Source organism: Aureibacillus halotolerans (genome assembly GCF_004363045.1).
GTDB lineage: Bacteria > Bacillota > Bacilli > Bacillales > DSM-28697 > Aureibacillus > Aureibacillus halotolerans.
This window is the reverse complement of the sequence record NZ_SNYJ01000011.1, coordinates 137,364-148,135: the sequence shown is the minus strand read 5'-3', so window position 1 is coordinate 148,135 and position 10,772 is coordinate 137,364. Positions and strand designations below refer to the sequence as shown.

At 44.9% G+C, this 10,772-nt stretch carries 11 protein-coding genes; 1 reads left to right on the top strand and 10 read right to left on the bottom strand.

From position 1 onward, the window contains the following. Positions 1-399: 399 nt before the first annotated feature. The 4 genes from EV213_RS13650 to rpsU all read right to left on the bottom strand — a co-directional run bounded on the left by EV213_RS13650 (position 400) and on the right by rpsU (position 2,701). Positions 400-771, bottom strand: coding sequence for a hypothetical protein (locus EV213_RS13650; protein WP_133581101.1), 372 nt, complete (start codon positions 769-771; stop codon positions 400-402). A gap of 16 nt (positions 772-787) precedes the next feature. After that, positions 788-1,765, bottom strand: a complete 978-nt coding sequence (gene floA, locus EV213_RS13645) for a flotillin-like protein FloA (protein WP_133581110.1) — start codon at positions 1,763-1,765, stop codon at positions 788-790. Between the two features lie 298 nt (positions 1,766-2,063). Next, entirely contained in the window at positions 2,064-2,510 is a 447-nt protein-coding gene (locus tag EV213_RS13640; protein ID WP_133581100.1) for a GatB/YqeY domain-containing protein, read from the bottom strand. Between the two features lie 14 nt (positions 2,511-2,524). Beyond that, positions 2,525-2,701, bottom strand: a complete 177-nt coding sequence (rpsU, locus tag EV213_RS13635) for a 30S ribosomal protein S21 (RefSeq protein ID WP_133581099.1) — start codon at positions 2,699-2,701, stop codon at positions 2,525-2,527. A gap of 221 nt (positions 2,702-2,922) precedes the next feature. On the opposite strand from rpsU, the gene EV213_RS13630 reads away from it, so the two are divergent. Then, positions 2,923-3,834, top strand: coding sequence for a Na/Pi symporter (locus tag EV213_RS13630; protein ID WP_166639313.1), 912 nt, complete (start codon positions 2,923-2,925; stop codon positions 3,832-3,834). On the opposite strand, the gene deoC is transcribed toward EV213_RS13630, so the two are convergent. The 6 genes from deoC to dnaK all read right to left on the bottom strand — a co-directional run bounded on the left by deoC (position 3,831) and on the right by dnaK (position 10,743). After that, positions 3,831-4,484, bottom strand: coding sequence for a deoxyribose-phosphate aldolase (gene deoC / locus EV213_RS13625; RefSeq protein WP_133581097.1), 654 nt, complete (start codon positions 4,482-4,484; stop codon positions 3,831-3,833). The genes EV213_RS13630 and deoC overlap by 4 nt on opposite strands. 25 nt (positions 4,485-4,509) lie before the next feature. After that, positions 4,510-5,859, bottom strand: a complete 1,350-nt coding sequence (gene mtaB, locus EV213_RS13620; RefSeq protein WP_133581096.1) for a tRNA (N(6)-L-threonylcarbamoyladenosine(37)-C(2))-methylthiotransferase MtaB — start codon at positions 5,857-5,859, stop codon at positions 4,510-4,512. Between the two features lie 21 nt (positions 5,860-5,880). After that, a complete protein-coding gene (locus tag EV213_RS13615) occupies positions 5,881-6,630 on the bottom strand; it encodes a 16S rRNA (uracil(1498)-N(3))-methyltransferase (RefSeq protein ID WP_133581095.1) in 750 nt (249 codons plus the stop codon). Between the two features lie 2 nt (positions 6,631-6,632). Further along, positions 6,633-7,571, bottom strand: a complete 939-nt coding sequence (prmA, locus tag EV213_RS13610) for a 50S ribosomal protein L11 methyltransferase (RefSeq protein WP_133581094.1) — start codon at positions 7,569-7,571, stop codon at positions 6,633-6,635. Positions 7,572-7,648: 77 nt separating this feature from the next. Continuing rightward, positions 7,649-8,764 carry a molecular chaperone DnaJ gene (gene dnaJ / locus EV213_RS13605; protein WP_133581093.1) on the bottom strand — a complete coding sequence of 372 codons (1,116 nt, stop codon included), beginning with the start codon at positions 8,762-8,764 and terminating at the stop codon, positions 7,649-7,651. 131 nt (positions 8,765-8,895) lie between these two features. Beyond that, complete coding sequence (dnaK, locus tag EV213_RS13600; protein WP_133581092.1) at positions 8,896-10,743, bottom strand: molecular chaperone DnaK; 1,848 nt, start codon at positions 10,741-10,743, stop codon at positions 8,896-8,898. Positions 10,744-10,772 lie beyond the last annotated feature (29 nt).

The following is a 10,772-nucleotide window of genomic DNA, read 5'->3' as shown; positions in this document are numbered from 1 at the left end:
CGAAGAAAGTCGTGTATGCTTGTCCATGGTTGATCCTTTGCTTTGGATTTGGACAGGTGACCACCTCTCCCTCCATTGTAAAGGGTTTTTTCATTATATAACGACTTGTTTATTGAACATTCTTTGTATTTTTAATGATCAGTACCTTTTAATGCAACGCTAGTGAAAATCGGTAAAAAAAAATCCCTAAAGCGACATTATCGCTTCAGAGATTCATAAAGTAAGGGTTTTTAATTTATTCCAAGCGCAAAACGAGGACAAAAAAATCAGGCTGGATGAAAACGCTTGGCTTATCTAAGCAAAAGGCTTTGGAGGCGCGGAGTTGCCATAAGGGCAATGCGCACCGGACAAGACAATGCAACAAAGAAAGCGAGCGTTTGTAGTCATCAGCCTGAAGATTTATCTCTTTTGTTTTGCCTTAGGCGGACCTAATATTTCTGCCCAAACAATGCCTTGGGCAGCATTCTTAGCAGAAAAGGCAACAGAAGCTTGATGATTGCCAGCTTTCTTCTTTGGTTGGTCTACTTTAACAACGACAAGATCGTCATCGCCAATCGCAGAGTTAGCCGACTTAGAAGGTTGGTATGTTTTACCAACGAACAGACTATCTTCTGATGTAGATGTATGCTTAGACTCTTCTGCCTCATTTGTGTACGGCTCAATCGTTTCATACTCAGGCATTTTCTGTTGCTCAGCATTTTTCTTCTCATTGCTCTTCATCCAACCGTAAATCATGAGAATAATAAACACAAGTGGGCCAAGAAACTCCATCACAGACCCTCCTTATTTATTCTTCATCTTCTTGATTGACCTTGCCAATGGCATCACGCATATCGGTATCCGCACCAATATTTTTGTAATTCATGTAATCCATCACACCCATTTTTCCTGAACGTAGCGCTTCTGCCAATGCCAGTGGAACCTCTGCCTCTGCCTCAACAACCTTAGCACGCATTTCTTGAACACTTGCGAGCATTTCCTGTTCTTTTGCGACAGCCATTGCTCTACGTTCTTCTGCTTTCGCCTGGGCGATGTTTTTGTCTGCCTCTGCTTGATCTGTTTGCAAGACAGCTCCAATGTTTTTGCCAATGTCTAAATCAGCGATATCAATCGAAAGAATTTCAAATGCTGTACCTGCATCAAGACCTTTCTTCAATACTGTTTGCGAAATCAAGTCTGGATTTTCAAGCACTTTTTTGTGATTATTGCTTGAGCCGATCGTCGAAACAATCCCCTCACCTACACGAGCGATAACCGTTTCTTCTCCAGCACCCCCAACGAGGCGGTCAATATTTGCACGTACGGTAATTCTTGTTTTTGCTTTGATTTCAATCCCATCCATGGCAACACCAGCAATAAACGGTGTTTCAATAACCTTTGGATTAACACTCATCTGTACGGCTTCAAGCACATCTCTTCCTGCAAGGTCAATGGCTGCACATCGCTCAAAGCTTAACTCTATGTTTGCTCGTTGGGCAGCAATTAACGCATTGACAACACGGTCAACGTTTCCTCCTGCTAGGTAATGACTCTCTAGCTGGTTGGTATTCACATCAATACCTGCTTTAGACGCTTTAATAAGTGGGTTGACGACGCGACGAGGGATGACTCGGCGTAACCTCATTCCAATCAGTGTGAAAATGCTAATGCGGACGCCTGCAGCAATCGCAGAGATCCACAACGTCACTGGGACAAGTGTGAAAAAGACGACGACGACAATAACAATGAGCGCGAATAAAAACCATGGTCCGACGTTTTCAATCATTTCCATCATTTCAACCTTACCTCCTTTAGTTCGTATCTATATGTTTTAATGCAAATGACATACCTTTTATACGTATGTCAGGTAAAAAGGTTTCATCCGTTTGCAGTGGTTGACAAACGTTCTCCTATCACTCAATGCCGAAACAACCTCACCATACTTTCAAAGAGAATAAGGGTTTTCCACATATTCATTTTGTTAGGAGCAACTAAAGTGAACGAAAACCTATGTAATTATTCAATCTTTTTTGCCTCGTGCTTTCTTTCCAAAAAAAGCACCTTGTTTTCACAAGGTGCTTTGATTACGATAATTCATCTTGTACTATCGTCCGAACGAGAGTGCCATCTGCTTTGCCTTTTACTTTCGGCAAAACGGCTCCCATGACTTTACCCATATCAGCTGGGGAGGTAGCTCCCACGTCTGTTATAGTTTCCTGAATCAATGTGCGCAAGCTTTCTTCTGAAAGCTGCTCAGGCATATACATCGTGACGATGTCCAATCCCTTTGCAACTTGCTCAGATAGATCACTGCGCCCCGCTGCGTCAAATTCACGGAGGGATTCCTTACGTTGCTTTGCTTCACGGGAAAGAATATTCAAGGCTTCTTCCTCCGACAGTTCCTGTTTTCCAAGCTTTATGGCTTCATTTTGATAAGATGCCTTTAGCATGCGGATCACAGTCAATCTGTCTTTGTCTCGCGCCTTCATTGCTTCTTTCATATCTTGATTCAGACGCTCCAATAAATTCATGGAGTCACACTCCCCTAGAATTTGCGCTTTCTGGCCGCTTCAGATTTTTTCTTACGTTTAACACTTGGCTTATCGTAGAATTCACGCTTACGAAATTCTGCCATCGTTCCACTTTTTGAAACGGTCTTTTTGAAACGGCGGAGAGCGTCTTCTAAACTTTCATTTGATTTCACTCGAGTTCCGTTTGACATGCTTATCCCTCCCTCCGAAAAGTCAGCTTGCAAAATGCATGCGTGACTTGTATCTCCCAAGATTATATAACAAGCAACCTTAAGGGTCAATAAATCCGTAGTCTTTTTAGGTCTTTCCAAGCAAAAAATTGCATAGGTTGGAACATCACTGACTTATTTCGCTAGATTAACGAAGCGACATCAAACAGTTTAACGTTGTCATGGACAAGGGAGACCGACCTATGAATCCTCTACTCATCACTTTTGCTGTGTATATCAGCATATTTTTGTTTGGCATGACGCTTATGAGGACAGGCCTTCTGTATCTTGGGAAGGAACGAGCAAATGTTTGGATCGAAGCCGCAACGAGTCAGCCTTGGAAAAGCTTGCTCATCGGCACGGCAGCATCGGCCATATTGCAAAGCAGCTCTGCTGTGCTTATTATGACGGTCGCTCTCGTTGCCGCAAAACAGCTCCGTTTCACAAGTGCTGTCGGCATTGTCCTTGGAGCCAATATTGGTACGACGCTTACATTGGAAATTCTAGCGTTTCATATTGACGTTATCGCCATTCCTCTTGTTATCATCGGTGCCTTATGTTTGTTCACGGGAAAGAAAAAATGGATGTTCGCCGGAACGCTTACATTTGGCTTAGGCTGTATGCTCATCGCCATGCATGGCTTTGAAAGCTTATCAGGAGCGATGATTGGTTTTGTGAACCGGGTGCTTGAGACGACGAACGCGACCGAGTGGCAAAGTTTTTTAGTAGGCAATCTTTTTACCATTATTATTCAATCTAGTTCTGGCGCTCTCGCCATTGTGATGACGATGCTTGAGCAGAATGCCTTGCTAATGACGCTCGCTCTTGCCTTTATGCTTGGCTCCAATGTCGGCACGTGCGCGACGGCCTTTTTGGCCTCGATTGGTGCAGGCAAGGCAGCCTTTTATGTCGCTCTAAGCCACCTTGCCGTCAATCTTCTCGGGACACTATTGTTTTATCCGCTACTGCCATGGTTTTCAGAATGGACACAAATGCTCTCAAACCATCCTGCACAGCAGCTTGCCCATGCAAGTGTCATTTACAATATTGTAACCTCTGTTGTGTGCTTGCCCTTGCTGCTTCCACTAGCGAAGCGGATTGAAAAAGCCCTTTAGCCCATATTGACAATTGTCACAGAAGCACTTGCGCCAATACGATCTGCACCTGCTTCAATCATCGCTTCGGCCGTTTGTCGGTCTCTAATGCCGCCCGACGCTTTGACCTGACAATGCCCTTTTACGACAGATGACATCAGGGCAACATCATCGAGTGTTGCACCACCTGTCGAAAAGCCTGTAGACGTTTTTACAAATGCCGCTTTTGCAGCAATTGCCAACTTACAAGCCGTCGTTATCTGCTCGTCTGTAAGCAAACAGGTTTCTAGAATGACTTTCACAGGAATATCCCCAGCCGCTTTTACAACTGCCTCAATATCGTGTTGGACCGTTTCTGTATCGCCGTCTAGCAATGCACCAATCGGAAGCACCATATCAATCTCAGTGGCTCCTTGACTTATCGCCTGTGTTGTTTCAAATGCTTTTGTTTCGCTTGTATTTGCACCTAGCGGGAAACCAACAACTGTACAAATGTGTACGTCGGTGCCGCGCAAATGCTCCGCAGCTAGCTTGACCCAACTTGGCTGAATGCAAACTGAATAAAAATGGTTCGCTGCTGCTTCGTCAGCCAATGCGACAATATCCGCTTTTGTTGCGTCTGCTTTTAAAAGTGTATGATCAATTTTTTGAGCCATCATAAGATTTTCCATTATTGTCACTCCAATCATTATCGTTTTATGAGGATAAACTTTGACGGTCATCGTCTTCGAGCGTCCGAACATAGACTCCTTCATTGTGAGGATAGCCCGCAGAGAGGATTTTAACCTTCACCAGTTTCCCAATGAGTTCCTCATGCCCTTTAAAAACGACTTTTAGATAGTTTGGTGTATACCCAACAAACAGATCACTATCTGGCTGATCTTTGAGGCGCTCTTCTGGAATAACCTCGACGACTTCACCCTCAAAGGTAGACGCATATTCTTTAGCAAGCTGATCTGACAGGGCAATCAGTTTGTGTACACGCTCCTGCTTTATCTCATCCCCGACTTGGTCGTCCATTCTTGCGGCCGGTGTGCCTGTCCGCTGTGAATAAGGAAACACATGGAGCTCTGAAAATTTATGTTGGGCGATAAATTGAAACGTCTCCATGAATTCTTCTTCTGTTTCGCCAGGAAAACCGACGATAACATCAGAGGTGACGGCAAGACCAGGAAGGGCTTTTCTCAACTTACTAAGCTTTTCAGCAAATTGAGCCATTGTATACTTTCTTCTCATCCGCTGAAGAACTGTGTCTGATGCGGATTGAATTGGAATATGAAGATGAGGAACGACTTTTTCCGAAGCTTGTAACACCGCGATAACCTCATCTGTAATTTGGCTCGCTTCGATTGAAGAAATTCGAATGCGCTTCAGCCCTGGGACATCAGCTTCTAAGGATTTCAGCAGCTTTGCAAAGTTGTATTCCTTCATGTCCTCCCCATAGCCGCCCGTATGGATACCCGTTAACACAATTTCTTTATACCCTGCGTCAACAAGCTGCGTTGCTTGTGCAATGACCTGCTCTGGATCTCGTGAACGAAGTAAACCACGTGCCCACGGAATGATGCAAAAGGTGCAAAAATTGTTGCAGCCTTCTTGTATTTTCAGAGATGCCCGTGTACGATCGGTAAACGCAGGAACATCCAATTCCTCATAAACATTCGCCTTCATTATATTGCCAACACCATTAATTGGCTGGCGCTCTTTACGGTACCGTTCGATATAGTCAATCATTTTCGAACGATCCTGTGTGCCCACAACAATATCTACGCCAGGGATTGACATCACTTCTGCCGGCGATGTTTGTGCATAGCAACCTGTCACGCAAATGACGGCTTCAGGGTTTTTCCGGATGGCTCGACGAATGGCCTGACGGCTTTTCTTGTCACCTGTGTTTGTAACCGTGCATGTATTAATAACATACACATCGGCTTTTGACTCATACGCCGTTCGTTCGTACGTCGCCGTCTTAAAAATTTGCCAGATGGCTTCAGTCTCATAATGGTTAACTTTGCATCCTAATGTATGGAAAGCAACGGATGGCATGACATTCACTCCTAGAAAAAATTATGATTCAAAATGAAACGACACCGCCGAAAGCAAATACATCGGCGCTGTTTCCGCTCTTAAAATGCGCGGACCTAAGCGACATGTTTCAAAGCCTGCCTGCAGAAGTTGCTCAATTTCGCTGTCTGCAAAGCCGCCTTCCGGACCAAATACGACTAAAAGTCGGTCGTCTGGACGCAAGACCTCACATTGTTTGTAAAAGGTACCAGACCCTGGTGAATCAGCTTCACGTTCATAGGCTACCCACTTTTTATCATACTCCTGGCTTTCCGTCAAAAATGCAGAAAAGTCCATCATAGGATGTACATGCGGAATTTTTGTTCGTTTGCTTTGTTCGGCAGCTTCCTTAACGATCGTTTGCTGGCGCTCACGTTTCTTTTGCGCCTTCTTTTCATCCCATTTTACAACTGCATGATGCGCTTTAAAAAACAAAAAAGCGGATGCACCGAGCTCAGTTGATTTTTGAATCATCCAATCGGTTTTATCACCCTTTAACAACCCTTGGGCGATCGTAATATGGACAGGAAGTTCAGCGCCAGCAGTGATCTGTTCGATTTGAGTTGCGGTTACGTATGGTCCATCAACCGTGGCAATCTCTGATTCCCACAAGGCTTGATCGGAAAAGCATACTTCAATTCGGTCACCCGCATTCATTCGCATGACGGTGGCGATGTGATGGCTGTCTTCTTTTGAAAAGGAAAAGCAATGCCCTTCCTCAGCAGCAGGTTTGTCTATAAAGTAACGCTGCATTCTTAAACAAACTCCTTCTTGGCAATCAATGCAACCCAACCTTCTTGCTGCTCTTCCTGGATATCATGTATGCCTTCCCGCTTTAATGCTTGCGCAACGAGCTCTTTTTTCTCCTCAATGATGCCGGAGACAATGAGTGCTCCGCCAGGGGATAATAAACGCACGGCATCGCTTGCCATTTCTATGACAATTTCAGCAAGGATATTGGCAACGATGACATCCGCACCCTCTTCAATACCTTGCAAAAGATGATTCGTTCCCACGTCAACCACCGAAGCGACACCATTCACTTCTACATTTTGCTTGGCGATGTCAGCTGCCATTGCATCAATGTCAAACGCTTTGACCGAAGAGGCTCCAAGTTTTGCTGCAGCAATGGCTAAAATACCTGATCCAGTCCCTACATCAATCACCTTTTGCCCCGGAATGAGATACTTGTCCAACGCTTGCACACATAATGCCGTTGTCGCATGGTCGCCAGTTCCAAACGCCATTCCAGGATCCATCGTAATTCGGATATCGACCTTCTCATCTGAAGGCTCCCACGGTGGCTCAACGATCACTCTCTCTGTTAAACGAATCGGATGGTAATGCGTTTTCCATGCATGCGCCCAGTCCTCTTCTGGTCGTAAATCCGAAGCCACCTTCACTTTACCAATGCGGAGGCCGAACGACGGTAATGTGTCTATAAAGGTGCGCACCTGCTGTTCTATTGTTGCACGCGAATGCTGTTCTGAAAAATAAGCCTTTACGAGCACTTCATCCTCGTCCACATCTGGATCTATGTCGGCAGGTAAAACGCCAAAAGGCCGCCCCTCTGTTTCATAAGCATCCTTCGGGTCTTCCGTAACAATACCGCTCGCATTCATTTGGTCAAGTTCATAATGCAACGCCTCTACAGCTTCACGATGAAGCCTAACTTGTAGCTCAATCCAGTTCATCAAATCCTCCTTTGTAGGTGCTGTTTTATCTCGTGTGGAACCTTGAAAAAAGCAAGCGGAGGTCCGCTTGCTTCACATTAATCACCTTTAAACGCACGTTTCATCTTAGAGAAGAAACTGTTTTCTTGCTCATCAATATGCTCTCCTTCGCCATCAGCAAATTCACGAATCAATTGCTTCTGGTCTGCCGAGAGCTTTGTCGGCACAACCACACGAACAGAAATATTCTGATCGCCTTGCCCTCTGCCTCGAACATTAGGAGCCCCTTTGCCACGCAGTCGGAATTTTGTTCCCGTTTGCGTTCCGGCTGGAATTTTCAGCTTCACCCGACCATGGGGTGTAGGCACCTCAATTTCATCGCCAAGCGCTGCTTGTGCAAAAGTTAATGGCACCTCACAGAATATATTATCGCCGTCGCGTTGGAAAAATTCATGAGGCTCGACATAAAACACAATATACAAGTCGCCAGGAGGGCCACCGTTTGCTCCAGGCTCCCCTTGACCTGCCACTCGCATTTGCTGTCCCTCATCTACACCTGCGGGCACATTAACATGAATGACTTTGTTCTTTTTGACACGCCCAGCTCCATGGCAAGTGCCACATTTCTCTTTAATAATTTTGCCTTTGCCTTCACAATAATGACATACACGGCGATTTACAACACGACCGAACGGCGTGTTTTGCGCTTCATTTAGCTGTCCGCTTCCATTACAGTGAGAGCATGTTTCTGGGTTCGTCCCCGGCTTTGCACCTGAGCCATAACACGTTTGACATTCTTCTTCTTTTGGAAGCGTAATGTCAGCTTCCTTCCCAAAGATCGCCTCTTCAAACTCAAGAGACATCGTGTATTGTAAATCTGCCCCTTGCTGTGGTGCGTTTGGATCGCGGCGTCGCCCGCCACCAAAAAACATGTCAAAGATGTCCCCAAAACCACCAAAATCACCAGCACCGCCGCCACCGAAGCCTTGTTGATTCGGATCAGCATGACCAAATTGGTCATATTGTGCACGTTTTTGTTGATCTGACAACACTTCATAAGCCTCTGACACTTCTTTAAATTTATCTGCAGCGCCTTCTTCCTTGTTTACATCTGGATGATATTGACGCGCAAGCTTTCGATAGGATTTTTTTATCTCATCTTTTGAAGCGCCCTTCCCAACCTCAAGAACGTCGTAATAATCTCTCTTACTCATGTGCACCACTCCCTACTTCACTAGCTACCATGTTACCATCTCTGGCTTCTTCCTCGCAACGTCTAACGCATAGAAAAAGCCAAAGCCAAAGCTGTCTAGCAACCTTGGCTTTAGCATGCATACCGTATAAATTATTTGTTGTCTTTGTCTTTGTCGTCATCTTTTACTTCTTCATAGTCTGCATCAACAACATTATCGTCCCCTTGGGCACCTTCGCCTTGAGCATCCTGTTGTGCTTGTGCTTCCTGTGCAGCTTGCTCATAAAGCTTTACAGATAACTGTTGGACGATTTCTGAAAGCTCGTCTTTTTTCGTTTTGAGTGCTTCTGCATCGTCACCCTCGAGCGCTTCTTTTAAAGCGTCTTTGGCTTCGTTTGCTTTCGCAATTTCGCTTTCATCAACCTTGCCGTCAAGGTCCTTCAGCGTTTTTTCCGTTTGGAAAATCAACTGATCCGCCTCATTACGAAGTTCTACAGCTTCACGTTTCGCTTTATCCGCTTCTGAATTTTCCTCAGCTTCACGAACCATGCGATCGATCTCATCCTCATCTAAACCTGAAGATGATTTAATCGTAATCGATTGTTCTTTGTTTGTGCCTTTGTCTACCGCACGCACATTCACAATACCGTTCGCATCAATATCAAACGACACTTCAATTTGAGGAATGCCTCTTGGTGCTGGTGGAATATCCGACAGTTGAAAACGACCAAGCGTTTTATTGTCTGCTGCCATTTCACGTTCACCCTGAAGCACATGAATGTCCACTGACGTTTGATTGTCAGCCGCAGTCGAAAAGACTTGGGATTTGCTTGTTGGAATCGTTGTGTTACGTTCAATGAGCTTCGTAAACACAGAACCCATCGTTTCAATACCTAAAGAAAGTGGCGTGACATCAAGAAGGACAACGTCTTTTACATCTCCGGCAAGAACGCCCCCTTGAATCGCTGCGCCAACCGCTACTACTTCATCAGGGTTTACGCCTCTATGTGGATCTTTTCCTGTTTCCTTTTTAATGGCTTCCTGAACCGCTGGGATTCGTGTCGACCCACCAACGAGGATGACTTTATGAATATCGCTTGCACTCATTTTTGCATCGCTTAGTGCCTTACGTGTTGGCTTCATCGTTCTCTCGACGAGGTCAGATGCTAGCTCCTCAAATTTCGCACGTGTTAAGTTTAATTCCAAATGCTTTGGACCATCTGCATCCGCGGTAATAAACGGTAGCGAGATTTGCGTTTGCGATACACCAGACAAGTCTTTTTTCGCTTTTTCAGCCGCATCCTTCAAGCGTTGCATGGCCATTTTATCTTGGGCAAGGTCGATGCCGTTTTCTTTTTTAAATTCAGCAACGAGATAATTAATCACAACTTGGTCAAAATCATCGCCACCTAGACGATTGTCGCCTGCTGTGGAAACAACTTCGAATGTACCGTCGCCAATTTCAAGAATAGAGACGTCAAACGTACCGCCACCAAGGTCATAGACGAGGATCGTTTGGTCTTGGTCTTCTTTATCAATGCCGTAAGCAAGTGCCGCTGCAGTTGGCTCGTTAATGATTCGTTTTACATCAAGACCGGCAATTTTCCCTGCATCTTTCGTTGCTTGGCGTTCTGCATCATTGAAATATGCAGGAACTGTAATAACAGCTTCTGTCACCTTTTCACCTAAGTAATCTTCAGCGTAAGATTTCAAATGCTGTAAAATAATCGCTGAAACTTCTTGCGGAGTGAATTGTTTCCCTTCAATCTCAACCGTATAATCGGTTCCCATGTGACGCTTAACTGATTGAATCGTGTCAGGGTTTGTAATGCTTTGACGTTTCGCTACTTCACCAACTTGGCGCTCTCCATTTTTAAAAGAGACAACAGATGGAGTTGTTCTGTTTCCTTCTGGATTTGGGATAACCTTTGCTTCTCCACCCTCCATTACTGCGATACAAGAGTTTGTTGTTCCTAAGTCAATACCAATAATTTTAGCCATGTTTTTTTCCTCCTTGGTCACTATCGAAC

Excerpts from the sequence above, each read along its gene's own strand:
- rpsU (WP_133581099.1), bottom strand. The coding sequence starts at position 2,701 with ATGTCAAACGGAACTCGAGTGAAATCAAATGAAAGTTTAGAAGACGCT.
- EV213_RS13640 (WP_133581100.1), bottom strand. The coding sequence starts at position 2,510 with ATGAATTTATTGGAGCGTCTGAATCAAGATATGAAAGAAGCAATGAAG.
- mtaB (WP_133581096.1), bottom strand. The coding sequence starts at position 5,859 with ATGCCATCCGTTGCTTTCCATACATTAGGATGCAAAGTTAACCATTAT.
- dnaK (WP_133581092.1), bottom strand. The coding sequence starts at position 10,743 with ATGGCTAAAATTATTGGTATTGACTTAGGAACAACAAACTCTTGTATC.
- EV213_RS13615 (WP_133581095.1), bottom strand. The coding sequence starts at position 6,630 with ATGCAGCGTTACTTTATAGACAAACCTGCTGCTGAGGAAGGGCATTGC.
- floA (WP_133581110.1), bottom strand. The coding sequence starts at position 1,765 with ATGATTGAAAACGTCGGACCATGGTTTTTATTCGCGCTCATTGTTATT.
- prmA (WP_133581094.1), bottom strand. The coding sequence starts at position 7,571 with ATGAACTGGATTGAGCTACAAGTTAGGCTTCATCGTGAAGCTGTAGAG.
- EV213_RS13650 (WP_133581101.1), bottom strand. The coding sequence starts at position 771 with ATGGAGTTTCTTGGCCCACTTGTGTTTATTATTCTCATGATTTACGGT.
- dnaJ (WP_133581093.1), bottom strand. The coding sequence starts at position 8,764 with ATGAGTAAGAGAGATTATTACGACGTTCTTGAGGTTGGGAAGGGCGCT.
- EV213_RS13630 (WP_166639313.1), top strand. The coding sequence starts at position 2,923 with ATGAATCCTCTACTCATCACTTTTGCTGTGTATATCAGCATATTTTTG.
- deoC (WP_133581097.1), bottom strand. The coding sequence starts at position 4,484 with ATGGAAAATCTTATGATGGCTCAAAAAATTGATCATACACTTTTAAAA.